This is a genomic window from Sphingobacteriales bacterium, assembly GCA_016711285.1.
Lineage (GTDB): Bacteria > Bacteroidota > Bacteroidia > Chitinophagales > UBA2359 > JADJTG01.
The window spans coordinates 366,754-392,391 of the sequence record JADJTG010000017.1 but is presented as its reverse complement, the minus strand read 5'-3'; the positions used below and the strand labels follow the sequence as shown (position 1 = coordinate 392,391).

The 25,638-nt window shown below is 43.0% G+C and carries 31 protein-coding genes; 13 read left to right on the top strand and 18 right to left on the bottom strand.

The annotated features are described in order from the left end of the window. Positions 1-64 precede the first annotated feature (64 nt). On the bottom strand, positions 65-229 hold the full coding sequence (locus tag IPL35_17640; GenBank protein ID MBK8445107.1) for a hypothetical protein: 165 nt from the start codon (positions 227-229) through the stop codon (positions 65-67). Between the two features lie 64 nt (positions 230-293). Here IPL35_17640 and IPL35_17635 point away from each other — a divergent pair, with 64 nt between their 5' ends. Continuing rightward, complete coding sequence (locus IPL35_17635) at positions 294-464, top strand: hypothetical protein (GenBank protein ID MBK8445106.1); 171 nt, start codon at positions 294-296, stop codon at positions 462-464. A gap of 54 nt (positions 465-518) precedes the next feature. Here IPL35_17635 and IPL35_17630 read toward each other — a convergent pair whose 3' ends face one another. Next, positions 519-941, bottom strand: coding sequence for a hypothetical protein (locus IPL35_17630; GenBank protein ID MBK8445105.1), 423 nt, complete (start codon positions 939-941; stop codon positions 519-521). Between the two features lie 350 nt (positions 942-1,291). Continuing rightward, entirely contained in the window at positions 1,292-1,468 is a 177-nt protein-coding gene (locus IPL35_17625; GenBank protein ID MBK8445104.1) for a hypothetical protein, read from the bottom strand. Between IPL35_17625 and IPL35_17620 the strand changes: the two genes are divergently transcribed. The 10 genes from IPL35_17620 (at position 1,389) to IPL35_17575 (ending at position 4,795) form a co-directional block, all read left to right on the top strand. After that, complete coding sequence (locus tag IPL35_17620; GenBank protein MBK8445103.1) at positions 1,389-1,622, top strand: PHP domain-containing protein; 234 nt, start codon at positions 1,389-1,391, stop codon at positions 1,620-1,622. The two genes, IPL35_17625 and IPL35_17620, sit on opposite strands and share 80 nt — an antisense overlap. Beyond that, complete coding sequence (locus IPL35_17615) at positions 1,592-1,777, top strand: hypothetical protein (GenBank protein ID MBK8445102.1); 186 nt, start codon at positions 1,592-1,594, stop codon at positions 1,775-1,777. The genes IPL35_17620 and IPL35_17615 overlap by 31 nt, the downstream gene beginning before the upstream one ends. Beyond that, entirely contained in the window at positions 1,765-2,499 is a 735-nt protein-coding gene (locus IPL35_17610; GenBank protein MBK8445101.1) for a hypothetical protein, read from the top strand. Before IPL35_17615 ends, IPL35_17610 begins: the two co-directional genes overlap by 13 nt. 84 nt (positions 2,500-2,583) lie before the next feature. Continuing rightward, the gene (locus IPL35_17605) at positions 2,584-2,712 is read left to right on the top strand and encodes a hypothetical protein (GenBank protein ID MBK8445100.1); all 129 of its coding nucleotides are present in this window, start codon (positions 2,584-2,586) and stop codon (positions 2,710-2,712) included. Continuing rightward, positions 2,709-3,110: a hypothetical protein gene (locus tag IPL35_17600; protein MBK8445099.1), complete on the top strand. Its 402-nt coding sequence runs from the start codon at positions 2,709-2,711 to the stop codon at positions 3,108-3,110. Before IPL35_17605 ends, IPL35_17600 begins: the two co-directional genes overlap by 4 nt. Positions 3,111-3,166: 56 nt before the next feature. Beyond that, the gene (locus tag IPL35_17595) at positions 3,167-3,544 is read left to right on the top strand and encodes a hypothetical protein (protein ID MBK8445098.1); all 378 of its coding nucleotides are present in this window, start codon (positions 3,167-3,169) and stop codon (positions 3,542-3,544) included. A 1-nt stretch (position 3,545) separates the two neighbouring features. Beyond that, positions 3,546-3,731: a hypothetical protein gene (locus IPL35_17590; GenBank protein MBK8445097.1), complete on the top strand. Its 186-nt coding sequence runs from the start codon at positions 3,546-3,548 to the stop codon at positions 3,729-3,731. A 222-nt stretch (positions 3,732-3,953) separates the two neighbouring features. Beyond that, positions 3,954-4,238 carry a hypothetical protein gene (locus tag IPL35_17585; GenBank protein MBK8445096.1) on the top strand — a complete coding sequence of 95 codons (285 nt, stop codon included), beginning with the start codon at positions 3,954-3,956 and terminating at the stop codon, positions 4,236-4,238. Between the two features lie 69 nt (positions 4,239-4,307). Then, positions 4,308-4,517, top strand: coding sequence for a hypothetical protein (locus IPL35_17580; GenBank protein MBK8445095.1), 210 nt, complete (start codon positions 4,308-4,310; stop codon positions 4,515-4,517). Then, positions 4,454-4,795: a hypothetical protein gene (locus IPL35_17575; GenBank protein ID MBK8445094.1), complete on the top strand. Its 342-nt coding sequence runs from the start codon at positions 4,454-4,456 to the stop codon at positions 4,793-4,795. The genes IPL35_17580 and IPL35_17575 overlap by 64 nt, the downstream gene beginning before the upstream one ends. A gap of 104 nt (positions 4,796-4,899) precedes the next feature. Here the strand turns inward: IPL35_17575 and IPL35_17570 are convergent, their stop codons facing one another. From IPL35_17570 to lon, 10 genes are all read right to left on the bottom strand, one after another. Continuing rightward, complete coding sequence (locus tag IPL35_17570; protein ID MBK8445093.1) at positions 4,900-5,010, bottom strand: T9SS type A sorting domain-containing protein; 111 nt, start codon at positions 5,008-5,010, stop codon at positions 4,900-4,902. A 251-nt stretch (positions 5,011-5,261) separates the two neighbouring features. Then, a complete protein-coding gene (locus tag IPL35_17565) occupies positions 5,262-5,921 on the bottom strand; it encodes a hypothetical protein (GenBank protein ID MBK8445092.1) in 660 nt (219 codons plus the stop codon). Beyond that, the gene (locus IPL35_17560; GenBank protein MBK8445091.1) at positions 5,870-6,484 is read right to left on the bottom strand and encodes a hypothetical protein; all 615 of its coding nucleotides are present in this window, start codon (positions 6,482-6,484) and stop codon (positions 5,870-5,872) included. The genes IPL35_17565 and IPL35_17560 overlap by 52 nt, the downstream gene beginning before the upstream one ends. Positions 6,485-6,557: 73 nt before the next feature. After that, positions 6,558-6,797, bottom strand: a complete 240-nt coding sequence (locus tag IPL35_17555) for a T9SS type A sorting domain-containing protein (GenBank protein MBK8445090.1) — start codon at positions 6,795-6,797, stop codon at positions 6,558-6,560. Next, positions 6,751-8,118, bottom strand: coding sequence for a hypothetical protein (locus IPL35_17550; GenBank protein ID MBK8445089.1), 1,368 nt, complete (start codon positions 8,116-8,118; stop codon positions 6,751-6,753). Before IPL35_17550 ends, IPL35_17555 begins: the two co-directional genes overlap by 47 nt. 72 nt (positions 8,119-8,190) lie before the next feature. Continuing rightward, the gene (locus IPL35_17545; GenBank protein ID MBK8445088.1) at positions 8,191-8,685 is read right to left on the bottom strand and encodes a T9SS type A sorting domain-containing protein; all 495 of its coding nucleotides are present in this window, start codon (positions 8,683-8,685) and stop codon (positions 8,191-8,193) included. Positions 8,686-9,565: 880 nt separating this feature from the next. Beyond that, positions 9,566-9,751, bottom strand: a complete 186-nt coding sequence (locus IPL35_17540) for a T9SS type A sorting domain-containing protein (GenBank protein ID MBK8445087.1) — start codon at positions 9,749-9,751, stop codon at positions 9,566-9,568. Beyond that, positions 9,667-11,964 (bottom strand): choice-of-anchor B family protein, encoded by a 2,298-nt coding sequence (locus IPL35_17535; GenBank protein ID MBK8445086.1) that lies wholly within the window; start codon positions 11,962-11,964, stop codon positions 9,667-9,669. The genes IPL35_17540 and IPL35_17535 overlap by 85 nt, the downstream gene beginning before the upstream one ends. A 213-nt stretch (positions 11,965-12,177) precedes the next feature. Next, positions 12,178-12,687 (bottom strand): LptE family protein, encoded by a 510-nt coding sequence (locus tag IPL35_17530; GenBank protein ID MBK8445085.1) that lies wholly within the window; start codon positions 12,685-12,687, stop codon positions 12,178-12,180. Between the two features lie 12 nt (positions 12,688-12,699). Next, the gene (gene lon, locus IPL35_17525; protein MBK8445084.1) at positions 12,700-15,135 is read right to left on the bottom strand and encodes an endopeptidase La; all 2,436 of its coding nucleotides are present in this window, start codon (positions 15,133-15,135) and stop codon (positions 12,700-12,702) included. A gap of 394 nt (positions 15,136-15,529) precedes the next feature. Here lon and IPL35_17520 point away from each other — a divergent pair, with 394 nt between their 5' ends. Both IPL35_17520 and IPL35_17515 read left to right on the top strand, forming a co-directional pair. Further along, positions 15,530-17,461 carry a peptidylprolyl isomerase gene (locus IPL35_17520; protein MBK8445083.1) on the top strand — a complete coding sequence of 644 codons (1,932 nt, stop codon included), beginning with the start codon at positions 15,530-15,532 and terminating at the stop codon, positions 17,459-17,461. Positions 17,462-17,627: 166 nt separating this feature from the next. Next, on the top strand, positions 17,628-18,500 hold the full coding sequence (locus tag IPL35_17515) for a hypothetical protein (GenBank protein MBK8445082.1): 873 nt from the start codon (positions 17,628-17,630) through the stop codon (positions 18,498-18,500). A 49-nt stretch (positions 18,501-18,549) separates the two neighbouring features. On the opposite strand, the gene IPL35_17510 is transcribed toward IPL35_17515, so the two are convergent. The 5 genes from IPL35_17510 to hemW form a co-directional block, all read right to left on the bottom strand. After that, the gene (locus IPL35_17510; GenBank protein MBK8445081.1) at positions 18,550-20,463 is read right to left on the bottom strand and encodes an arginine--tRNA ligase; all 1,914 of its coding nucleotides are present in this window, start codon (positions 20,461-20,463) and stop codon (positions 18,550-18,552) included. A gap of 76 nt (positions 20,464-20,539) precedes the next feature. After that, complete coding sequence (locus IPL35_17505) at positions 20,540-21,376, bottom strand: DUF2059 domain-containing protein (GenBank protein ID MBK8445080.1); 837 nt, start codon at positions 21,374-21,376, stop codon at positions 20,540-20,542. Between the two features lie 115 nt (positions 21,377-21,491). Then, the gene (locus IPL35_17500) at positions 21,492-23,513 is read right to left on the bottom strand and encodes a T9SS type A sorting domain-containing protein (protein MBK8445079.1); all 2,022 of its coding nucleotides are present in this window, start codon (positions 23,511-23,513) and stop codon (positions 21,492-21,494) included. Next, a complete protein-coding gene (locus IPL35_17495; GenBank protein ID MBK8445078.1) occupies positions 23,513-24,163 on the bottom strand; it encodes a hypothetical protein in 651 nt (216 codons plus the stop codon). The genes IPL35_17500 and IPL35_17495 overlap by 1 nt, the downstream gene beginning before the upstream one ends. Before the next feature lie 234 nt (positions 24,164-24,397). After that, positions 24,398-25,546, bottom strand: a complete 1,149-nt coding sequence (gene hemW, locus IPL35_17490; protein MBK8445077.1) for a radical SAM family heme chaperone HemW — start codon at positions 25,544-25,546, stop codon at positions 24,398-24,400. Positions 25,547-25,638 lie beyond the last annotated feature (92 nt).

Genomic DNA, 25,638 nt, shown 5'->3' with positions numbered 1-25,638 from the left:
CAATTGAAGGAGTATTTTTGTTGAGGCGGTATTTGATGCACAAGAAATTTGCAGCGTGCTTATTTTAAGCGAATATGGTGTTTAAAGATGAGGCGGCACTCCAGCGGCTCAATAGTTGTGTGCCCCCCCCGCCGTGCAGCGCGCGATTATTGAAGGTTGGGCTGCGATGCAAAGAAAACTCCGAGTGCCGTATATTCTCAAAGAAGCGGCTTTGCTTGTAAAGCGGCACTTATCACGCTATTTAGATGCGCTGATGGTATTGACAGCCCGCTTGATTTTGCGCATAGCCGGAAGTGCTGCGCCGCGACCCTGCGCACTTTCGCAAGCCGATGTGGCAAGCCCACATTGCCCGCCAAAGCAGCGATGCCGAAAAAATCGCCCACGCTCAGGCGGTGTTGGTAAATGACGAAACAACGCTGCTGCTGCCGACTATTGTGGAACTGCACCGACAATACAGCCAATAGTGGCAGTGTTTAGTTTTGAATGATGAGTTCTTAATTAAGCGCACAATTCACAATTCATAATTCATAATTCTTCTTTTTTACTCCAAAAGCCTCTACATAGCCTTCCGGCAATTCAAAATAAATACTTTTGCTGCGGCGGTTAATATCTGCAATCTGGTCGGGGTGCAGCGCAATGGGCAAGAGGTGTTCACTCATACGCACTTGTGCTATTTTTGCTGCGAGCAATTCTTCAATGCTTTCTACCACTCCCAAAAACGTTTTGCCGTTATACGCTTTATAACCTTCTATAAAAACAATTGCGCCTCTATCGCCGCCTTTAAACCGCGCACCGCCGCCACCTCCATCGACAAGCTGCACCCCTTTCAGGGGTATCGGCGTATTTTTGTCTTTGCTCTCCTCCACCTGCAAAATCGCCCCTTGTGGAATGGCTTGCAGGCGTTGCACCATATAAGGGAATAGGCGTACCTTTTTGCTCAATATACACCACTTTTATTTTGATAAAAAATCCATTATGTATGGTTCAACATACAATTTTAGTTCGCCTTTGAGGGCGTGCGCTTTTGAATATAGCCGATGGGGTGAAACTGTTCCATATTTTTTCAGATAAAATATAAGATTGACGGATTAAAAATGCAAAAATAGGATATACATTTGAGCAAAAGCGATATTTTGAGCTGTAAAATTGCCATTGCAAAAACTTTTATTATCAAAATTCTGTATTGGTTTTTATAAAAATATCATTGCTTTCCTCAAATTTGATGGTAGTTTTCTGAAAAAAATGCCGAATATTGCTACCTATTTTACTTCCATTTACTTCTTTGTATCGCTTATGCCTGTATTCTCACATCTTCACTGCCACTCAATATTCTTTGTTTAGATGGTGCCGCGCCCATCAAGATATGGTGCCAAAGCCCAAAAGATGGTATGCCCGCCGTGGCACTCACCGACCACGGCAATATGTTCAGTGCTTTTGAGTTTGTAAATGCTGCACAAAAAGCAGGCATTATTCGGTGGTGGGCTGCAATTTTATGTGGTCGAAGACCGTTTTCAGCACACTTTTGCAAAGAACAAAAAGATAAACGCTATCATCAACTATTACTCGCCAAAATCAGGAGGGCTATCGCAATTTGTCAAAATTGTGTTCTTTGGCTTTATTGAGGGGTTTGTACGGCAAGTTTCCGCGTGTGGATAAATCGCTTATCAAGCAATACAAGAGGTTTAATGCAACTACCTGCTGCATCGGTGCCGAAGTGCCCCAAGCTATTATATTCAAAGAGGAAGCTGTTGCCGAGCGCGTTTTTTGGAGTGGTTAGATATTTTTGGCGAAGATTATTTTATTGAATTGCAGCGTCACGACCTGAAAGATATTGACGGAACGGGCATCAGTCAGGAAGATGTGAATCAGGTGTTGTTGAAATGGACAAAAAATACAATGTTCCCGTCATTGCCACCAACGACTCGCATTATGTTGATGAAGCCAACGCCGATGCGCACGATATTTTGTTGTGTGAATGCGGCGACAAACGCAGCACCCGTTGGCGAAGGCAAAGGCTACCGTTTTGGTTTTCCCAACAATCAGTTTTCTTTAAAACACAGGCACAAATGGGAAGCCCTTTTTCAAGATGTGCCGCAAGCCTTAGATAATACCAATTTAATTATAGACCGCATCACACCGCCAAAACTCAAACGCGATGTGCTTTTGCCCAATTATATATTGCCCGAAGGTTTTGCTACGCAAGATGATTATTGCATTATCTGGCTTTTGAAGGGCAAAGAAAAAAATACGGCAGAAATAGACAGTACGTTGGAGGAGCGTTTGAATTATGAGTTGAGCGTGATAAAAGAAGTCGGTTTTCCGGGTTATTTTTTGATAGTACAGGACTTTACGAATGCGGCGCGTGCTATGAATATCGCCGTAGGACCGGGCAGGGGTTCGGCGGCGGGTAGCGCGGTGGCTTATGCCATCGGTATCACCAACATTGACCCCATTCGCTATAATCTGCTCTTTGAGCGTTTTCTGAAATCGAACGTGTGACAATGCCCGATATTGACGTTGATTTTGACGATGAAGGGCGCGACAAATTATTGATTATGTGGTGAAAAATATGGCGAGCGACAAGTGGCGCAAATCATCACTTACGGCACTATGGCTTCAAAATCAAGTATCCGCGATGTAGGGCGCGTGTTGGATTTGCCACTGCCCGAAACCGACCGTATCGCCAAATTAGTGCCCTCCCATTTGATTTGACCGACTACTTGGAAGGCGACACCGAAAAACTCAAAAGAAAAACTCAAAAACGAACAGAAGTGGAGCATATTAAAATGCTACGCCAAATTGCCGAAGCAAGGACTATCAAACCTGGGTGCTGCGCGAAGCCAAAACCCTCGAAGGCTCGGTGCGCTCACCCCGGACTGCGCTTGCGGCATCATTATTTCGCCCTCCGACATCGTAGAACACATTCGGTATGCGCCAACAAAGGATTCAACTTGTTGGTGACACAATACGACAACTCTTTGGTAGAAAGTGCGGGCTTGCTCAAAATGGACTTCTTGGGCTTAAAAACGCTCACCATTATCCGCGATGCCATTGAGAATATCAACAAACAACACCAAATTCCGCCCATTAATCCCGATGAAATCCTTTAACGGACGAAAAAACCTACCAACTCTTTCAAAACGGCGATACCATCGGCATCTTCCAGTTGAAAGTACGGGTATCAAAAATACCTGCGCGACCTCAAACCCAACAACATAGAAGACCTCATCGCCATAGACGCCCTCTACCGCCCGGACAGATGGAGTTCATTGCTTCTTTCATCAACCGCAAGCACGGCAGAGAAACCGTAGAATACCCGCACCGTTGGCTCGAAGAACTCCTGCAACCCACCTACGGAATTATGGTGTATCAGGAGCAAATTATGCTGAGCTGCCCAAGTTATGGCAGATTATACACTCGGAGCAGCCGATATTTTGCGCCGCGGCATGGGAAAGAAAAACCCGAAGAAATGGCAAAACAACGCAGTGTTTTTGGAGGAGCGATGAAAAAGGAGTGGCAGAAAAAAAGCCAACGAAATATTTGATATGATGGAGCGTTTTGCGGCGTATGGTTTCAACAAGAAGCCACTCGGCGGCTTATTCGCTGCTCGCATTCCAAACCGCCTACCTCAAAGCACACCACTCTCGGCAGAATTTATGGCGGCGGTGCTTACGCACAATAAAGACAATACCAAAGACCTCAACTTTTTCTTACCGAATGTAATAATATGAATATCACGGCTCTTGTTCCCGACCTCAACGAGAGTGCTTTGCATTTACCGTTAATAAAAAAGGTCAGATTCGTTTTTGGCTTGGCTGCCGTGAAAGGAGTAGGGAGGCGGCGGTAGAAGAAAATTATTTCGGTGCGCAACGAGGGCGGCGCATTTAAAATGTATTTGATTTTGCAAAGCGGGTGAACTTGCGCACTGTCAATAAAAAGTTTTGAAAATCTGTGTGCCGTGGAGCTTTTTGACAGTTTTGGTTGCCGCGTGCTCAATATTTGGCAGACAACAACGGCAGCAACGGCATAGAAACCATTTTGCGCTACGGCAATACCCTACAACAGCAAAAGAAAGCGCGCAAATATCTTTATTCGGAGGTGGCAGTGATCAGGATATTCCCGAACCTAAATTGCCGCAAGTGGAGGAGTTCGGCTTGATAGAAAAACTCAACCGTGAAAAAGAAGTAACCGGCATTTATTTATCAGGGCACCCCTGCAACGCTATCAGCGCGAAATAAACTGCTGCTGTAATTTACCTTAGACCCGAATTAGACAATTTTCATCAGAAAGAAGTGCGCTTTGCCGCAATGGTGACAAAGTCACAGCACCGTGTATCGGCGGGCGGTTCAAATTACGGCACTTTTACGGTAGAAGATACCAACAGCACTTTGCACCTGAATTTGTTTAAAGAGGATTATCTCAAATACAAACATTTTTTGAAGAAGGCACACTCTTGCACATTCGCGGCGTTTATCAGGAACAAAGATGGGGGGGCGATGCTGCCAAATACGAAGTAAAAATCAACGAAGTACGGCTTTTAGATGATGTATGGCGCGATATAAAATATCTTACTTTACACATAAATTTGCACGATATACAAGAAAACTGGCTGCAAACAATGGATAATTTGTTTGAAAAATACGCCGGAAATCTGCAAGTAACGATAGAGATAGCCGACGACCGCCAGCAAATACAACTGAAATCGCCGCAGCGCAAACTTGCCTATCACCCCGAATTATTTGCACAATTAGACCGTATGAAGCAGATAGCTTATGCGGTTAAAGTGAAAGAATAAAAAAATGAAAAACACAAAAAACGTGTCTTTCATTTTCATCGCTTCACGAATTTTTATCGTCTGAACCACTGATTTATCGGATTAAATGATTTTTGGGATTTTTTTCATCGCTTCACAAACTTTTGGGTAAATACTCTGCCCGACTTCGTGTGGGCTTGCACAAAGTAGATGCCGCTCGCGAGGTGGGCAACGGAAAGTTCGTTTTCTGCTCGAATTGCGTTTCATTTACTCCCCCTGACCCCCTCAAAGAGGGGGAATTTGTACTCCCCCTTGCCCCCTCTAAGAGGGGGAATTGCTGTCCGAGGGTGTTGTATATTGCTACATTGGTGATGGCTTCGGGGCTGTGGATAAATAGCTTATCGGTGGCGGGGTTGGGCGTGATGCTAACCCCGCCTTGCGCGCCCAAAGTGGGGAATGTTTCGTCTATGCCTACAGTCCAGGGGGACAATGTGGAGACTGTCGCAGTCTATTTTCCAGCGGTGTTGCCGAGGCTATCCAACTTGACGACCCAGGCAAATTGTGGCGGCTCATACTGAAAACCACAGGCTACAAAGCCGCCGTCTGCGGTGCGCTCTATGTCTTTTAAGTATGTCATTTTATCGGCATTTACTGTCAGGAACTTCTGCCACAGCACCTCGCCCCATTGGTTGTGTTTAATAATGCTCGCTATTCTCTCATTCAATTCATTATCAGTAGAGGCTACTCCAATATAATCGTTATTTGCTAACATCAAAGGCTGTCCATGAAAAGAATTTACGCCATATTTTAATTGTGTTTCATATTGATTTTCATATACAACGCTGCCGTCATCATAGTGCAGGTGGGCAATGTACATTGTTGAGGGTTTTACCTCAACCAAAGTGCTGTTTCCAAAGCAGCCGTGCAACAGAAAGGTGCTGTCGTTGAGGGGAGCTACTAAGGCACCACAGTCCCAATTATCGGCTTTTCCTATTTTCTTTTCCCATTGCATATTCCCGAAGCTGTCGGTTTTTAGGAGTTGCATATCGGTATTGCCGTCCCATTCGGGTTCTGTTCGCGTGTTACCCGAAAGCACATAGCCTCCGTCTGGGCTTTCTATGACGTTGAATGCCTGAGAAATATACCTAAATCGTATTGTTTGCGCCACTGTATAAATCCATACTGGTCTGTTTTGATAAGCGACATATCATAACCGTCATAACTCGCCCCTGCTATGGCATAGCCGCCGTCTTTGGTGGCTATCAGTTGCCAAGGGAAGGCGTTAAAATCGTCATAAATTTGCTCCAACAATAGATTAGCTTCGCTGTCGTATTGTGCAAAACGGATATGATGTAAACTGTCGGGGGAATATTGTAAAACGTGTACTAAAATAAGATTGCCATTATTGTTTTGTACTAAACAATCAGAACTAGTTATACTACTCAAAAAATCTTCTTGATAAATATGCCTTGTCCACTGTTCTTGTCCATATTTGTTGATATGGGTAAAAAATAATGTCTGAACCTCTTGTAAAGATGGAAGTTGGTAAAACTTTGAACCAGCAAAAGTATATCCTTCATCTAGTGTGTTGACAATGGGAAATGCAATAATATTATTAGTAATTATATCGGGATTATAAATTTTATTAAAATACACTGTAGTATCTGCCCCTTCGGTTTGGGCGTATATGTGTATATATATTAAAAAATATATTATGCTTAAGTGTTTCATTTCTCTATTTTTTTAGTTTTCTAAAATAGAAAGCGTTAGAAGTAGTATTTCGTACTTCTAACGCTTTTCGCCATTATCGTATAATGCTCAATTTAGCAGGTTCGGGTATGTTGTCAATTTTTATAATATAAATACCTTTGCTCAAATGGTTTATTGGTAGCGTGTTGTCGCCTTCTTGCAAAGTACTCTGTATTGTAATATTACCTTGTATGTCAATCACCTTAAAACCTACACCGCTTTTTCCCTGCCATTCTATATGAACCTCATCACTCGCGGGGTTGGGAGAGATGCTTACCCCTCCTTGCGCGCCCAAAGTGGGGAATGTTTCGTCTGTGCCCAACACCCAAGGAACGATGTGGAGGGCTGTCGCAGTCGGTGGGGGAGCAGGTGTTGCCGAGGCTATCCAACTTGACGACCCAGGCAAATTGTGGCGGCTCATACTGAAAGCCACAGGCTACAAAGCCGCCGTCTGCGGTGCGCTCTATGTCTTTTAAGTATGTCATTTTATCGGCATTTACGGTCAGGAACTTCTGCCACAGCACCTCGCCACTTGCAGAATGTTTAAAGATAGTAGCCTGATGTTTGTGATATTCATTTTCTGTAGCGGAAACACCAATACAACTTCCATCGCTATTAATAAGAGGGGTAGAACTATACACACTTAAACCATATTGATTAGGAGTAGGAATATCTTTTTCCCAAATAAGGTCACCTGTATAATTACATTTAGCAATATATAGAGAAAAATTATTGTTATATACATTCTTACAACCGTGAATCAGAAAAGAACCATCAGGAAGTGCTGCTACTTTTGCAGCACAATCTGTAGAGTCAGGAATCCCTATTTTCTTTTCCCATTGCATATTTCCGAGGCTATCTGTTTTTAGGAGCTGCATATCTGCACTGTATAGCCAATCAGAAGATTTTTCGGTGCGCCCTGCAAGCACATAGCCCCCGTCTGGGCTTTCTATGACGTTGAAAAAACGAGAAACGTAACCTAACTCATAGTCTTTGAGCCATAATAAATTACCTGTGGCATCTGTTTTAAGAGCGAAACCATTTACATTTCCCTGTTTTTTGTTATCTCCGACAAATAAATACCCTCCATCTTTGGTGGCTATGAGTTGATTTATATAAAGAGAATTAATACCATCATCATAAGACATTATCCATATTATATTCCCCTCAGCATCGACTTTAACTATTCGTGTATCATAGTAACTGCCATTTTCATTGTATTTTTCATATACATAAGCTATTAAATAGCTATTTTCATTGTTTGTTGTCTTTATGAAAGCATCTCCTTGAGTTAAACCCAAAATTGCATTATTTTCATCTATATATTTTGTCCATATAATATTTCCAAACTCATCCGTGCGAGTAAGATGAAGTTGGTATAAAGGTTCATTATTAGCGTCTAAGCTAAATTTTACACCTGAAAAAACATATCCTTTTCCGTTTGTAGCCTTCAAGATAGCAAAAGCACTGGAGTAGTCATTTTCTAAAAAATAGGTTTTATTAAAATAAATCGTTGTATCTGCTCCCTCTTGCGCTTGAACAAGCACACAAAAATAAGTAATCATACATATTGCAAATACCCTGTTTTTTGATGCTAATAATATTATATTTTTCATATCTGTTCAAATTTATAAATGTAAAAATAAAATACTTTGGGAGTATAACCTCCCAAAGTATTTGTGCAACATTTATCTTACAATACTTAATTTATTAACTTGGTTAATGCCTTCTATTTGTAATAGATATATTCCTATTGGTAAAGCACGAATTGAAACAGGGTTATTACCGCTTTCTAAACGAACTTTCATCATCGGTTTTTTATTCATATCGTAAATAGTTAAGTTCGTCCCTTCTTTACCATTCCACTCTATATATACTACATCATCGGCGGGGTTGGGTACTATATGATACTGTGCCGGTGCGGTTGTATCGGTGGCATCGGTGTTTATATTGCTTTTGCCCGCCGTGCCGCCTACTTCTTCTACATAGCGCACATATTTGGCAGTGCCGTATTGCACCAAAGCTGCCTCGGCTATTGCTACGCTGTAGGCATTGGTGCCATCGGTGTAGCCTTTTAATTTTAGCAACTCTTGCTGTGTTACGCTACTGCTACTGCTCTGCTCTAATTTTAGCATAGATTTTACCACGTTTTTAAATTTGCCATTGGCGGTGCTGTTGGGCAATTGGTTGAGTTTTTGGTCGTTTTGGTGTATTCGGTTTTTTCCAAATACTCACGCCAGCACTTTTTTGCTCAGGTCGTCGTTTTTGCACTCCAAAGCCAAGCGTGCGGCTTCTTTGTTGCTGCCGAGGATATGTTGTTGTGTTGTTTTCACAATATGAGTATTTTATGCGTGGTAAAGCAATGCTACAAATATAAATCTTTTTTTATTTCAACTTTGTCAAAGTTCGAACTTTGACAAAGTTATCCCCCCAGCCGATGACGAACCCGCTACACTTTAAAAAATCCTGTTAATCCTTTAATCCTGAAAATCAAGGTTCAGACGATTATTAGGTGGAGCACGATACCTATCCTGCCGAGGGTAGTAATTTATTAGGTGGAGCACGATACCTATTCTGCCGAGGGTAGCAATTTATTAGGTGCAGCGCGATACTTATCCTGCCGAGGGTAGCAATTTATTAGGTGCAGCACGATACCTATCCTGCCGAGGGTAGCAATTTGTTAGGTGCAGCACGATACCTAGCCCGCCGAGGGTAGCAATTTATTAGGTGCAGCACGATACCTATCCTGCCGAGGGTAGCAATTTATTAGGTGCAGCACGATACCTATCCTGCCGAGGGTAGCAATTTATTAGGTGCAGCGCGATACCTATTCTGCCGAGGGTAGCAATTTATTAGGTGCAGCGCGATACTTATCCCGCCGAGGGTAGCAATTTGTTAGGTGGAGCACGATACCTATCCTGCCGAGGGTAGCAATTTATTAGGTGAAGCACGATGTATATCCCGCCGAGGGGTAACAATTTATTAGGTGAAGCAGAAAATCTTTAATGCTTATCCGCTCCATCTATTTCATTTCTGTTTTATCATTTCCTCCAAAAAACATCATTATTGTGTTTTTAAAAACTTAGCCCCCCAGCGTTTGCCGCTTGTGCTTTGTGCCGAAATATAGTAAATTCCCGTTGCCAAATTTTGCAAACTCACCTCACCTAATGAGGCGGCAGGCACAAAATCGCGCTGCCATACGCACCTGCCCTGTGCATCGCTGATACGCAAGCTGATATTTTCGTGCATTGCTTCGCCGAAAAACGCACTTGCAGCATATCGGCGGTAGGATTGGGAGCTATTGCAAGCGGGAGTATTGTTTGCGGCTCGTTGCCAAAACCCACACCTGCCGCTTCTACTCTGAAATTATCAAAAGCAACTTCGGTATAAGCAGTTGCTGAAGTGTCGGTTTCGGTGACACTGATTTCAAAATAGTAAGTGGCAAAAGGTTTTGAATTATCAGGGCGGCTAAATTCAAAATATTGCCAGGTGCTGTTGGTAATATCCATATCTGCCCATTCTTGCAGCAAAAAGGTGGTGTCGTCATTGCCCACACTGCAACGAATCACAGACGAGCCGCTGCCGCATACCCATAAATTAAAACTCAAAAGATTATCAAATCCTTCCGGATTAATCCAACTGAAATCAGGAGAACGCAGAATAGTAGTGCCTGCATCTAAATCTTGTTGTTCCAAAGCAGCGGCGGCATTGCCTGTCATATAGCAAAAACCACCGTAGTCATCATTTACATCGCTATAAGGCGCACAAGCAATATTGTTGTGCGTAGCCCCGTGCGGTATTCCGCGTTCCCACATACCATTTATGCTGTCGCCGCTTACCTGCCAACCATAATCAAAGAAAAAATCATCAGCGATACTATTATTTCCTCCTGTATATAAGATTATAAAGTTTTCATCTATTGAATAATTTTCATAATAACTTACTTGTTGCCCCCACAATCCTATATAAATATCATATTGATCTGGTACAAAATCAGGAATTTGAATAATGCCATTTTGGTCTGAAATATATAATTCTTCTTCACCTTCGGGATTGATAAGTAATACATAACAAGCAGCAGTATAAGGAACGCATACTGCGCTTACCTGCGTTTCTATTGTCAGTGTAAATTTTTCTTTCTGAACCAACTGCACATCTAAATTGGTGTATTCGGCGGTATTGAGTGTGGTGGTGACGGTTTTGGGATAATAGCCGAATTTACTGAACTCTACCGTATAAACACCTGCATTGGCAACGCCGCTTTTGTAAGCACCCGCTATATTGGTGGAGTCGGTGTAGGCGGTATTTAGTATTTTTACCTGTACATTATGAAGCAGTGCGCCGCTTGCCGAGTCGCTCACCATTCCTTTTATATAGGCGGCTCTTTGGTAAGTGGGCTGTACGACCCACAAGCCGGTGGCGCGGTCGGAGGCGATGATATTTCCGCTGGGCAAAAAAGGATATGCGTCCCAACAACCCTCAAAACAGCAGCCTCCGAGCGGGTTGGTATCATAAAATTCCGTTTGTACCAAATTATCGGGTTCGTGGGCATCTACAATCACCACGCCATCGTTGTAGTAGCTGGCAACAATAAAATCGTTGAACACTTTTACGTTGTGTGGTGCGGCATTGCTGCCGGCATTGGACTGATAAATATCCAAGAGCTGCACATCGTTCAAATCTTCTATGTTATAAGCTGCAATATAGGCATCGCCTTTTTCGTCAGTAGTATAGAGGGTGTGGCTGTCGTCCGAAAGCCAAGTATTGTGTGTAAATGCGCCCGGCGTTTCTTGTGTGGTTAAAATTTGCGGTGCGCTTTTGTCGCTCACATCTACCACCGAAAAATGACCGTTGTAAATTTCGCCGCTATACAGGCGTTTGTTGCGCACATAGCCGTCGTGTGCGTAATAATTGGAATAAGCCCCCACAATCGGCGGCTGCATCGGGTTGGCGTTGAGGTCAAGTATCAAAGCACCGCGCTGCCCCACAGGTACGGTTTTATTTTTGTTGTTGTAGCCGTATAAATACAGATAGCCGTCTTCATCTACCCACAGCGTATGCACGGTAGCAATAGTATCATTGATGCCATAATAGGATTGATAATGAATACTATCGGGCAAATATTGCAGGTCGGCGATGAGCAAACCGTCAGAATTGCCCGAAAAACCATCGTGTACAATATAGGCGTAGTGCGAAAAAGTTTTCATTTCGCGCCATATACTGTTGGCTTGTGCCGGAATAAACTGCACTTGTTCGGGCTGTTCGGGGGTGGTAACATCTACTACCGACAAACCATTTTTTAAGCCCACCAAGGCATATTCTTTGTCGTTGGCGGCGTAGCCCCAGCAACTGCTCAACATTTCGCTGTAAGTATAATTGGAAAGGAGTTGCATTTGATTTTGTGCCGTCGTCGTTGCCCAACAGCACAGCCAGATGCTCCAAAAAAAGTGCAGTTTTCTCATGATTAAAGTGCGTGTATATTTTATATGCCGTGCAAATGAATAAGCAAGATAGCTTATTTATTTACAAAATTTGTCATAGAATATTCAAAATTACACACATTTTGTGATAATGTTAAATGATCAATGATAGAAAGCTGTATAGATCATTGAAAATGATACACTTAACTAATAACTAATCATTCAAAACTAAACACTATCCATTTTGCCGCTTCATTACCAATTTACCAAGGCTTTATTAAAAATATCATCGGTAATTTGTTTGGTGATGTTTTCAATGAGTTGGTCTTCCACTTCGCGCAGGGTAAGGGTGCTTTCAAAATCTTCGTAGCGTGTAAAGGAGTTTGTCCACGTTTCCTGACTGAGGCGGTTGAGATAAGTGCAGCGCACCTCTATGGTGAGGCGGCTCAAAGAGGCACGCTCGTTGCTGTTGAGAGCCACCGGCACTACTGTATAGTTCACCACCGCCCCCGAAAACTCCAAATCGCCGCCTCGGTCTTTGAGGTTCAGGCGCGTTTCGTTGACGAATTTGTTTTGCATTTTTTCGGTGAGCAAAGGACTGAGGCGCGCATTGACCAAAGAGGCTTCATTTTTAAAATACAACACCGACACCGTCTGCACCTCCGGCGGTACCGAAGCACCACTGAAAGAATAAATGCCGCAGGATTGCCACAGCAGCAGCAGTATTGGCAGGCAAGTATATAGCAAAATCCTCTTACTCATCATTGCTTGATTGTTTTATTTCTTGCTCGGCAAAGCAATTTCCAATACTTCCTGCATCGTTTTTACATAATGAAATTGCAGGTTTTTGATAAAATTAGGATTGATTTTTTCCACATTTTTGCGGTTTTCCTCGCACAAAATCACTTCTTTGATACCGGCTCGCTGTGCCGCCAATATTTTTTCTTTGATACCACCCACCGGCAATACTTTGCCGCGCAATGTAATTTCGCCGCTCATCGCCAGATAGGGTTTTACGGGCTGCCCCGACAACAAAGACACCAAAGCCGTGAGCAAAGTGACTCCCGCCGAAGGTCCGTCTTTCGGAATAGCTCCTTCGGGAATGTGGATATGCAGGTCGTTTTCGGAAAATATGTCTTCATTGATGCCGAGTGTTTTGCTGTTGGCTTTGATAAAACTCAATGCCGTTGTCGCCGACTCTTTCATCACATCGCCCAGATTTCCCGTGAGTATTAAATTGCCTTTGCCTCTGCTGCGGTTGGTTTCTACAAATAAAATGTCGCCGCCGCTCGCCGTCCACGCCAAGCCGATAGCCACTCCTGCTGCATTGTTTCCGGTGTAGCGTTCCGGCTCCATGCGCGTGCTGATGTCCAACACCTGATGCACCATTTCCACATCTATTTTGGAGGGGGTTTCTTCGTACATCGCCACCAACTTGGCAATGTGGCGCATCAGGGGGGCAATTTTGCGCTCCAAATCGCGCACTCCCGACTCGTGGGTGTATTCGTCAATCATTACCGCCAGTGCTTTGTCCGAAATCTTGAACTGCTTCGGCTGTAAGCCGTGTTTTTCGCGCTGTTCGGGAATGAGGTGTTTTTTTGCAATTTCTATTTTTTCTTCCGTAGAATAACCGCTCAACTGAATAATTTCCATACGGTCGAGCAGGGCGGGCTGTATGGTGGATAAATTATTGGCAGTGGCGATAAACATCACACGCGAGAGGTCGTATTCTAATTCCAGATAATTATCGTAAAAAGTGCTGTTTTGTTCGGGGTCGAGCACTTCGAGCAATGCCGAAGAAGGGTCTCCGCGAAAATCATTACCTACTTTGTCTATTTCGTCCAATATAAAAACCGGATTGGAAGTGCCCACGCGCAAGAGCGACTGCAAAATGCGTCCGGGCATAGCACCGATATAGGTTTTGCGATGTCCGCGCACCTCCGATTCGTCGTGCAAGCCGCCGAGCGACATACGCACATACTTGCGTCCGAGTGCCCGCGCAATGGAGCGTCCGAGCGAAGTTTTTCCTACTCCGGGAGGTCCTACAAAGCATAAAATTGGCGATTTGAGGTCGCCTTTGAGTTTGATAACCGCCAAATATTCCAAAATGCGCTCTTTGATTTTATCCAAACCATAGTGGTCATCTTCCAAAATTTTTGAAGCGCGTTTCAAATCCAAATTATCTTGGCTCACTTCGTCCCAGGGCAAGTCGAGCAGCAGTTCCAAATAATTCAGGCTCACCGTATAATCCGCCATATTGGGGTTCATACGCTGTATTTTGCGCATTTCTTTGTCAAATGCTTCGCGGGCGGCGGTGGGCATCAATTTTTGTTTGGCGCGTTCGCGCAGATTTTGCAGTTCGCCCACAAAAGAAGCCCCTTCGCCGAGTTCCTCCTGAATGGTTTTCATTTGTTGCTGGAGAAAATAATCGCGTTGCTGCTTGTCTATCTCTACATTTACGCGCGACTGAATTTTGTTTTTGAGTTCCAGTAATTGTATTTCGTGATGCAGCAAGCCTAATAGTTTTTCACCGCGCTGCTGTAAGTCGTTGATTTCTAGGAGTTTTTGTTTTTCCTCAATAGGAACATTTAAGTTGGAGCATATAAAATGCGTGAGGTGTGCATTTTTATCAATATTGCGCACCAAAAAAGTGATGTCGTTCGGAATTTGCGGCGACAACTCAATGGCACGCACGGCACTGTCTTTCAGGCTCGACATCAGAGCTTCAAATTCCGGCGTTTGCTCTTCCTTTTCTTCGGGCAGTGCTTGTATTTGTGCTTTGATATAAGGCGATAAAGTAGTTATTTTTTTTATAACAAAACGCTGCCTGCCCTGTAAAATAACCGTATGCGTATCATCGGGCAATTTCAATATTTTTACTACCCTTGCCAAAGTACCGGTGGTGTATAAATCTTTTGAAGTGGGGTCATCAACCTGTGCCGACCGCTGCGTAATTACGCCGATAAGCTGGTTGGTATCGTGGGCTTTTTTTACGGTTTTAAGCGATTTATCGCGCCCTACACTTACAGGCACTACTATATTCGGAAATAGCACCGTATTGCGCAAAGGCAACAAAACTACCGTTTCGGGTATTTCCATAAATTCGTTCATTTCGGGAAAATCCTCTTCGTTAATAGATACTAAAGGGAACATTTCCGATTCTTCGTCAAGTAATAATTTCAAAGTATTTTGTATTTTAATCATAGAAAACATATCTGAAAAGCTATTATTTGTTTATATACTTATCAGATTTTTTGTCACCAGCAGCCTGTATAATAAAAGGCAAAGTTAGTTAATATTCCATATTTATTGCAACAAATAAGAAGGGCGTTTTAGGGCAGTAATACTACTGAAATGCTGATAATATATTGTTTTTCAGGAGTATATATACAGTTGTCATCACTGAAAAGTTCGGTGTATGACGATGCTGTTCGGTGCATTAATATTTTTTTAACGATTATCATGTAGAGAAGTGTATAAAAATTTTTACTTTTGAAGCCGTTTTTATAAGAAAACATTTCTTTTTTTCTTTTTTATTTAATAAATGTATTATCCTTTTTTATTTATGAATTTTCGCAACAAAATACTGCTTTTTTCTTGGATAGCAGTGTGCATAGTACTGTTTTGCAGTGGTTCGGCAACAGCACAAAACAACTCCATTTTATTCACCTATGGACAACAAGAAGTGCCTTTGTCGGATTTTAATTATGTATATGAAAAAAACAACCGCAACGATGCCAATTTGTACAAAGAACAATCGGTGCGCGAGTATTTGGATTTATTCATCAATTTTAAATTAAAAGTGAAAGCCGCCGAAAGTATCGGTTTGGATACTTTGGCTTCGTTCAAAAATGAGTTGGAGCAGTATCGCCGCCAATTGGCACAGAGCTACCTCACAGACCGTGATGTGAGCGAAGAACTCATCAAAGAAGCCTACGAACACAGCAAAGAAGAGCGCAAAGTGTCGCATATATTGGTGATGTGCGCCGAAGATGCTTTGCCCGAAGATACGCTGAAAGCCTACAACAAAGCCTTACAGCTCAAAGCAGATATTGTGCTCAAAGGCAAAGATTTTAATCAGGTTGCCCGCGAATCTTCTGACGACCCCTCCGTGCGCGACAATGGCGGTGAACTCGGTTTTTTGTCGGCATTTCAGACAATATACCCTTTTGAAAGAGCTTTTTATCGCCAGCAAGTGGGAGAAATCTCTGACCCCGTGCGCACTAAATATGGCTATCATTTGATAAAAGTAGAACAAAAACGCCCCTCTGTCGGAAAACGCCACGCTGCTCATATTTTGTTTCGCATACCAAAATTTGCCGATGCTACGCAAGCACAAGATGCCGAAAAACGCGCCAACGAAGCATACAGTTTGCTCCAGAAAGGCGAAAAATTTGAAACATTGGCACGCCAAATATCCGAAGACAAAAGCACCGCACCGGCAGGCGGCGATTTGGGTTGGTTTGGTGCCGGAAAAATGGTATCCGAATTTGAAGCAGCTACCTTTGCCCTCAAAAATGCGGGCGATTTTTCACCACCTTTCAAAACACTCTACGGCTGGCATATCGTAAAACTCATAGAAAGCAAACCCATCGGCGATTTGGAAGCGATGCGCAGCGAACTGAAAGCCAAAGTAGAAAAAGACAGCCGCTCCGAAGTGGCACATCACGAATTTATCAATAAACTCAAAAAACAATTTGCTTTCAACGAAAACGAAAACGGCAAAAAAAATATTCTCAGCAAATTAGACTCTACTTTTCAGCAGGGAGCGTGGAAACCCAACCCCGCCGATAGCTACGACCAAGTATTGTTTATTGCCAATAAAAAAACATACCGCCAAAAAGATTTTGTAGATTTTTTAGTGAAAAATCAACGCCGTTTGAGGGCAGGGCAAAGCACCGAAAAAGCATTTAATGCGCTGTATCAGTTGTATGTAGAAAATGAATTGGTGAAAATGGAAGAAGCTATTTTGCCCGAAAAATATCCCGATTTTCGCCGTTTGATGCAGGAATACCGCGATGGCATTTTGCTCTTTGACCTCACCAACCGCGAAGTGTGGGAAAAAGCACTCACCGACTCCACCGGACTGAAACAATATTTTGAGCAGCACAGCGACAAATACCAATGGGGCGAACGGTGCAAAGCCACCATTTATACCTGCCACGATGAAGCCACCGCACAGGCTTTGAAAGCAGTGTTGGACAAGGGCAGTGCCGAAACCTTTATCAAAGAAAATTTAGATAAAGGTATTAAAATTGGTATGCAAAGCGGCTCTTTTGAAAAAGGACAAAACGATGCCATTGATTCTATTCCTTGGAAAAAAGGCACTTCGCGCATACTCGGAAACGATAAAAAAGAAGCAATTGTAGTGTATGTAGAAGCGATATTGCCGCCTGCCCCGCGCACGCTGGACGAAGCCAAAGGCTATGTAGTTGCCGACTATCAGGCAGAGTTGGAAAAACAATGGATGCAACGCCTCAATACCACCTATCCGGTAAAAGTAAATGAAGAAGTATTAAAAACTTTGATTAAACCATAGCATCTTTATACAGATTGGTGTCTTTATTCAAAAAACCTCCTTTTAGCTCTTGCCAAAAGGAGGTTTTTTTACAATATAGCTTTGTGAAAAAAAATTAATTTTGCAAAATATTTTTTTTGGAAAATCTTTTAAGATATTCTTTTATTTTTATCAAATTATTATTACTATGCGACACCTATCCGTATTTGTATGCTTGTTATCCGTTCTTTGGATATTAATAATGTTGGGAGCTTGTCGCAAAAACGAAAAGGCACAGGACAACAGTACTCCGATAGCCAGAGTAAATGACCGATTTTTGTATTTGCCGGAAATGGCAGATATGCTGGAAAGTGCCAAAACAAACCAAGACAGCACTGCGCTTATAAAACGCTATGCCGAAGAATGGATTTATAAAAATATGCTCTATTTCAAAGCCGATCAATACCTCAACGAACAACAAAAAGCAGTGATAGAGCAGCAAGCCGAAGCCTATAAAGAAGCATTAATGGGCTATCGTTTTGAAGAGGAACTACTCAAAACAAAATTAGACACGACACTTTCTGATGATGAATTGCAGCAATACTATGCCGAACTCGGCGACAATTTTATTTTAAACTTTCCGGTAGTAAAAACACGCTATTTTATTTGCTCTAAAGAAAACAAACTTGAAGATTCCCTACGAATATGGTTTCGTTCCAACAGCCCCGAAGATCAATTACGTCTGCAAAAAACAGGTGATAAAATTGGGGCGCAATATCAACTAGATACACAATGGTGGGATTTTGAGCAACTGCGTCAAATTATTCCTTTTTCCTCCAAAAAGCCCGCTACATTGATACAAAACGACAATTTTATATTTTTTAAAGAAGGCGACAAAGCCTATTTTGTAGAAATTACAGACCACGCCAACACAGGCGAAAAAATGCCTATAGACTATACGCGCAGCGAAATTACAAAAATTGCCGCTACCAAACGCCGTTTGGAATATTTAAAAAATCTCAAAAATAATCTCTTTCAGGAAGCTATAGATAAGGGCGAAGCAGAAATGATGTTTAAATAGACGCAATTAGTTTTTTTATAAAAAATTCATAACGTATTATTTTGTAAAATCACATGCGTTCCACCGTTTGAATACCCAATAAATGCAAGCCTTTTTGCAATAATGCACCACATATCGCCGAAAGCTGCACCCGAAATTCGGTGCTGCGCTCATCTGCGTTGTTTAAAATAGAACATTCGGCAAAAAAACGGTTATAGTTTTTGGCTAAATGATACACATATTGCGCTAATAATGAGGGGTTGTAGTGTGCGGCGGCATCGGCAACAACGGAAGGGTATTGTAAAAACTGCAACAATAATTCACGCTCGCTCGGCTCAAAATCGTGCGGATATTGTAATACGGTGGGTACGGGCTTGGCGTATTTGCGCAGTACGGCGCGGGTGCGGGCGTAGCTGTATTGCACAAAAGCCGCTGAAGTGCCGTGTATGTTCACCGACTCTTCGGGGTTGAAAATCATACGCTTTTTGGGTTCTACCAGCAGCAAAAAGAACTTTATGGCACTTACGCCGAGTGTTTCGTAAGTGGCAATAGCTTCCTGCTCGTTGAGTACCAAAGTTTTGTCGGCTTCTTCGGCAGCTTGGCGCACCTTATCCACTACTTCGTCCACCAAATCATCGGCATCAACTACCGTACCTTCGCGGCTTTTCATACGACCACTCGGCAAATCCACCATACCATACGCCAAATGGAAAATACCATCGCCGTAGGGTTTGTTCATTTTTTGAAGTGTTTTTTTCAGGGCTTGAAAATGATAATTTTGCTCATCGGCAACGGTGTAAATAGAGGAATCCATGTGATATTTCTCGTAGCGGGCTTCGGCAACACCCAAATCTTGCGTAAGATATACCGAAGTGCCATCGCTGCGCAGCAATATTTTGTGATCTAATCCCAAATCCGTCAAATCCACCCACACCGAGCCGTCCGGTTTTTGATATACCGTATCCTCGCTGAGTGCCTCCATCACCAATTCTTTTCCTCTCAAATAATATTCCGATTCTTTGTATTCCTCCTGAAAATCAATGCCTAAGCGGTTGTAAGTCACCTGAAATCCTTCCAAAACCCAATCGTTCATCGTTTGCCACAAACGGCGGGTTTCGGGGTCGTTTTCTTCCCAGCGTAACAACATATCTTTGGCGGCAGCTCCTAATGTGCTGTGCTGATTGAAATAATCGTTTTTAAATTCTTTGAAAAAATAAGCCCGCAGTTTGTCGCTATCGTCTGTTTCCAACTCTTTTTTTGCTTTTTCGCCGTTTTTACCCTTGAGCCACATTGAAAATGCTTGCTGTGCAGCTTCGCTTTGTTGCCAACTGCCATATTCTTCGGCAATCATTTTATCAAAAGCCACATAAAAATCGCCTACAAAATGATCGCCTTTGATACCACTGACGGCGGGTGTAATTCCGTTGCCGCTTTTCAGCCACGCCACCATACTTTTACAAATAGCAATGCCGCGGTCGTTGAGGATATTCACTTTTACCACTTCGTGTCCTACGGTTTTGAGCAGTTCTGCCACACTCCAACCTACCATCATATTGCGCAAATGCCCTAGATGCAAAGGCTTGTTGGTGTTGGGTCCACAATATTCCAATACTACTTTTTTGCGGTCTTCGGCGGCTAAACTGTTGGTGCCGTATTCGGCTATATGTGCACTGACCTGACCGAAATGGTGCAGCAAGCAGTTGGTGGTTAAAGTGAGGTTCAGAAAACCTTTTTCCAAAGTGGCAGCGGCAAAAGCAAGTTCAGGGCGGCGCACTTCTTGGAGTTGTGTTTGCAGGAGCAGGGCGATGTCGTTGGGATTGCGCTGTAATTTTTTGGCAAGCGGAAAAATAACAACCGTACAGTCGCCGCTAAAATGCTTGGGCGTTTCGGTGATGGTAATATCCTGTGGCTGAAAATCGCTCTGGTACGCCGCATTGAGCAGCTTGGCAACTTCTTGTTGCAGCAGTTGGTAAATGATATTCATAAAAAAATTAAAACAAAAACAGACACTCGTAAGATGTTCAAAATCTGTACAGATTTCTTCTTTTTTTAAAAAAAAACTAATCTTTCTTGCGCACTTCGCCGCGCGAATGATAGTTGGCGGCGGGTATAAACGAGCGAAATTTATAAGTTTTATTTTTTACGTCTGTCTCTGATAATTGCACTTCCATTTTAGCACCGATGTAGGGTTTTAACGCGGGTAGTTCGCTTTCTTTTACGGTGAGCGTATATTTACATTCGTTTTGCCAGTTTATGATGTAGGTAGTGCGGCGGTTGAGCGAGTCCTGCTCTGTTTGTATGGTGTCTTTGCGCGTCCACGAAATTTGGCTGCCGTTTTCCTGTTTCATCTCAAAAGAGCCATCGTGAAAGAATTTGCAGTCTTCAGGTTTTTTGAGCATGTGTTGCTCCAAGGCTTTATTACCTTTATCCACCAAAAAATTCAAAGCACCTTGCCCCCAGCTTTGTTTAAAACTCATCAAGCCAAAAAACATTTCTTCTTGCTTGCCGAGCAGTTTTTTTCCGGTATCGGTTTTATAGAAAGCCAAAATTTCGCCCATTTCTTTGGAAGTAAATTCTTTCGGATACATCTCGGCATAAAATTGTTGGAAAGCGGGGGCGGTTTCGCGCACCATTGCCGGAATGAGGGTATCCCATACTTCTTTGCTCAATTCGTCCATTTCTTTTTGAGCCAAAGGGATAATTTCGCCATACACTGCATCGGCACGCTCCTCCACTTTCAGTAATGGCATCAGTTCAGTTATGTATTGCGCCATATCCTTTTTTTCCTGCTCCGTTTGAAAAAAATCGGCTTCGCTCACTTTAATCGTGGTATCGCGCCATACATGCTGGGCGGCAGCATTGAAACAAAAAAAGTAAAAACAACAAAGGTGTAACAATATTTAATCATAATTTTTTATGTAAAAAAATTGAATAATGAAGGTAAAAATAAGATAAATGGATAAAAACGGCAAAAGTGGTCGGAAGAGCTTCTGCCGTTTTTAGTTCTTTTTTTTAATGCTTGATAATTTTATGTCGTACAAAGGCATTGTTTTGTTGAAGCGATTGAATTTCAATCATATACAAACCATCGGGCAAATCGCCCAAATAAATTTGTGATTCATTTTGTGCCTGCAAGTGCATTTTTCCCGAAAGGTCGTACAATTTTACTATATATTGGTTAAAATCATCACTTAAAACCTGAATATTTAACAAATTTTCAGTAGGATTGGGATAAATTCTGACGGCTGTTTCCGCCGCTTGCTCTAAGGGCAACTCTTCATTGCCGGTATAAGTGACATTGAAATTATTTGCCATAATCGGCTGCAACATCAAGGAGCCAAACTGAATGGATTGCCGCCACACACCATCTGCATTGTAAAATAAATTTTTACGCCCAAAATTCAAAGGTGTATAAAGCGATTCGGTGTGTTTGATGGTATCGCCGCTTTGTGTGATGGAGTCTATTTTTTCAATATACAGGGTGTCAATACCTAAGCTGTTTACGTCAAAACCGATATTGAGCGGGTCTTCGTCTATTTGGCGAAATCCGATATAAAAAACGCTGTCCACCGGAATTTTTGTGCCGAAATCGTATTTTGCGAAGCAGTCGCGCTCGTTTTCCGAAAGGCGATATTGTACTTCGCTGCTCACATAGAGTGTGGAGTCGGAAACATCGGGATTATCTTCAAAATCTATGCTTTTCCATACTTTAAATTCCAAACGGTTGGCTGCCAAATCGCCCACAATATCTGTAAAATATACCTTGATGCCGGTAATGGAATCGGGTTTGTTGAGATAAAAACGATACGCCAACTCTGCACTTGCGCCCTGCAAGCCGTAGGCTTTTTCTGCCGAGCCATCATCATAAGCAAAATAATTAGAAAATATTTGGTCTTGTGTTACCTGATCTACATCTAAAGCACCGGAGCCATCATCAAAATAATATTCGCTGCGCAATACCACATCGCGGCGGTCGTCAAAGTCTTCGTCATTGAATACGATATTGCGGCGCAAAGGCACCGTGCCGCCCGCTACTTCGGCATAATCAATAATATAAGGAATAAGCGGCTCTAATGCAGGAGCAGTACGATACAGCGAATCTTTGAGTATCATTCCCGAACACATTTCGCTGGTGCGCAGGTTCAGTTGAATACCGCCGTTGGATACACTGCTGTTGTTGCGCAGCGTAAATTGTATGTTTTCGGAATATTCGGTGTCTGTATTGTCAATAAAATGTTTCCAAGGCATAGCCCAATAGCGTTTCAACATAGGCTTTGCGGGGTAAATAAAGCCTACATCTTGCAAGGAAGTTTGCATCAGCGAATCGGGCGTAATCTGCACATAATCAATGTGCCAGTGGTCGTTGTAGCCGGTGATAGTGGCTTTGTTGCGAAAGCGGAACTGAAAATCATCGGCATAAAAAGTGGCTGTATCGCCGCCGTCACTAATCAAATCGTCTTTGATACGAAAACTCACCATCGTAAAAGTATCTAAATAGGCTTGTAAGGCTTCGCCGCGCATTTCCCACACCTTGTTCCATATTCCGCGATTGTCTTTGAGTTCCAAAACCAGCGAGTCGGGCGGGTTGGGAATATCGCCGTTGCCTTTGGCTTGAAAAAAGAAACTCAGATACAACGGGTTGGCTGCATATTGCGAAAATTCGCAGAAAGGACGCGACAGCAAGGTGTCGGCACTGCCCGTTTGCAAAGTATCCGACACAAAATACGGCAAACCGTATTCATCTAAACCATCAAAAGTAGCTACGCCAATGGTAGGAGGGTCAATAGGCAGGGTGGCATTGACATATACTTGCTTGCCGATTTCCCATTTTTCGTATTGTGCATAGATGCTGCTACGCGAGAGTGTTGCGAACTGATTGGAGAAATCATCGCGGAATGGCACGAAATTGATGGGTTCTTTGGCGATAGAAAAATGCAGAAATGCTTTGCAGCCTGCTCCGGCGACGGGTTTTATTTGGAGAAAATAATCGCCGGCGGGCAATGCAATTTCTCCTACGCCCACGTTGGCAAGCACTATCGTTCCTTTGGATTCGAGGTGTGCAGGTCGTAGATGCGGGCGGAGTAGGTAGTTCCGAGAATGGCGGAGAAGGTGCGTTTGATGCTGCCCACCGTACAGCGTTCGTTGCTCACGTCAAAGTCGCGGTCAATATCAAAATTATTGCCCAAGTCGCCGCCCAAATTTTCGTTGATGTCGCTGATAAAAATAAATTCGTCTATAAATATGCCGCCGCCCGCACTCAGTTGTAGCCGATACACACCGGCGGCGATGTCGCTGAGGGTATGTGTAGGAATTTGGGGATTGATGGAATTTTGTTCCACCACTTCGCCGCTTTGCACATTGAGCAGGGTAATTTCTACGGCGGCGATATTATTGGGCGCAAAATTGATGCTGATGCTGCCGTCTGTGCCGCTGCAAGAGGGGCGCATTACTTCGTAAAAGTCAAAAGCGGCGGCGGCGTTGAGCGAGGTTTCGCTGTTGCACGACCAGCCGAGCGTGGAAGATTTGAGCTGTTGCCATAAATGACGATGCTGCAATTCGGCGTTGCCACCGAGCGGGCGCAATACTTCCTGAGCAAAGATGGTGGGCAAGGTGCTGCACATCAATAATGCAGCCCATACCAATATTATATAATAGCGTGTATTCATTAAATATAAAAAAAACAAGGGTCGTTATATATTTTTTAGGTCGTTTTTAGGTGTTGGAGCTTAGAGTTTTTCAATATATCATCATATTATAGAGTATGCAACACCAAGTTTAATTTTTTGATTTATAGATAAAAAGTAAAATTTTTAAAACAAAATTTTCTATTTTCAAACTACAAAACTACACTTTTCTTTGCAGTGCCGCAAATACGGAACGCAAAATCGGTGCTTATCGTATAAAGGAGTGCATTTTTTTTACAATTCGTCATCTATAAACAAATCGGCGGTGAGGCGGTCGGCGAGTAATATGCCGTTTTGGGTGAGGCGGTAGCACTGTTGTTCTGCATCATAATACGCCCATTTTTTTGCAAGCAACTCTGCCGCCTGCTCCTCAAAATACCGCAGTCGCTCTGCTCCAAATTCGGCGGCAATGTAGGCGGGTTTTACTCCCCATTTGGTACGCAAACCGGTGAGCAGGTATTCATTGTAGCGTTGTGTGGCAGAAAGCACCTCACCCTCGCAAGGCACGCGGTTTTCCTGCAAAACGGCTTTGATGTAAGAGGCGTTGTTGGCAATATTCCATTGGCGTGCGTTGCCGTTGTAAGAATGTGCCGCCGCTCCCAAACCCAAATAATATTTTTGTTGCCAGTAGCTGCTGTTGTGGCGGGCATAATTGCCATTGGCGGCGAAGTTGGAAATTTCGTAATGTTCGTAGCCGTTGGCGGCGGCTTCGTGCATCAGTTGTTGCATGTGCGTTGCCGCTGTTTCGGGGGAGCTTTCCTGAAAAAATCCCTTTCTTTGTTGATGATATAAAATCGTTTTCGGCTCTATGGTGAGCGAGTAAGCCGAAAAATGCGGCACTTGCAGCGCGAAAGTTTGCCATAAATTTTGCTGCCAGCGTTCCGAAGTCAAAGTGGGGGTGGCGTAAATGAGGTCGATACTCAAATTTTCAAATCCCCGATCTTGTGCATTTTTGATACAATACAATGCGAGGCGGGCATCGTGGGCGCGGCGCATCAGCTTCAAATCCTCATCAAAAAAGGATTGTACGCCGATACTCAAACGATTGACAGGCGTTTGTTGCAGAGATTTTAAATAACCAGTGTGCAGGTCGTCAGGGTTGGCTTCGAGGGTAATTTCGGCGGTGGGTGCAATACGAAAATAGCGGTGCAGTTGTTCAAAAATACGATGCAGGTCGTCTGTGGGCAGCAAAGAGGGGGTGCCGCCGCCCCAATACACACTTTCAATCAGCGGGTCGGCATTCAAATAGGCGGCTTGCAATTCTATTTCGCGCAACAAAGCCTGTACATAATCGGGTATGTAGCGCAGCAGGGTAGAAAAATGAAAATTACAATAACTGCACGCTTGTTTGCAAAAAGGAATATGAAGATAAATGCCCGCCAAAATTCAAAAATTGAATGAAAGATAAAATGATTATTTAAAAAAAAGATAAAATGAATCCGATATAAAATATTGATTGTTAATATTTTATATTG

Coding starts and splice junctions, on each gene's coding strand:
- IPL35_17580 (MBK8445095.1), top strand. CDS start 4,308: ATGGTGACAAAGTCACAGCACCGTGTATCGGCGGGCGGTTCAAATTAC.
- IPL35_17620 (MBK8445103.1), top strand. CDS start 1,389: ATGCCCGCCGTGGCACTCACCGACCACGGCAATATGTTCAGTGCTTTT.
- IPL35_17550 (MBK8445089.1), bottom strand. CDS start 8,118: ATGAAAAATATAATATTATTAGCATCAAAAAACAGGGTATTTGCAATA.
- IPL35_17625 (MBK8445104.1), bottom strand. CDS start 1,468: ATGCCTGCTTTTTGTGCAGCATTTACAAACTCAAAAGCACTGAACATA.
- IPL35_17535 (MBK8445086.1), bottom strand. CDS start 11,964: ATGAGAAAACTGCACTTTTTTTGGAGCATCTGGCTGTGCTGTTGGGCA.
- IPL35_17510 (MBK8445081.1), bottom strand. CDS start 20,463: ATGAATATCATTTACCAACTGCTGCAACAAGAAGTTGCCAAGCTGCTC.
- lon (MBK8445084.1), bottom strand. CDS start 15,135: ATGTTTTCTATGATTAAAATACAAAATACTTTGAAATTATTACTTGAC.
- IPL35_17530 (MBK8445085.1), bottom strand. CDS start 12,687: ATGATGAGTAAGAGGATTTTGCTATATACTTGCCTGCCAATACTGCTG.
- IPL35_17540 (MBK8445087.1), bottom strand. CDS start 9,751: ATGCACGAAAATATCAGCTTGCGTATCAGCGATGCACAGGGCAGGTGC.
- IPL35_17515 (MBK8445082.1), top strand. CDS start 17,628: ATGCGACACCTATCCGTATTTGTATGCTTGTTATCCGTTCTTTGGATA.
- IPL35_17590 (MBK8445097.1), top strand. CDS start 3,546: ATGATGGAGCGTTTTGCGGCGTATGGTTTCAACAAGAAGCCACTCGGC.
- IPL35_17560 (MBK8445091.1), bottom strand. CDS start 6,484: ATGAAACACTTAAGCATAATATATTTTTTAATATATATACACATATAC.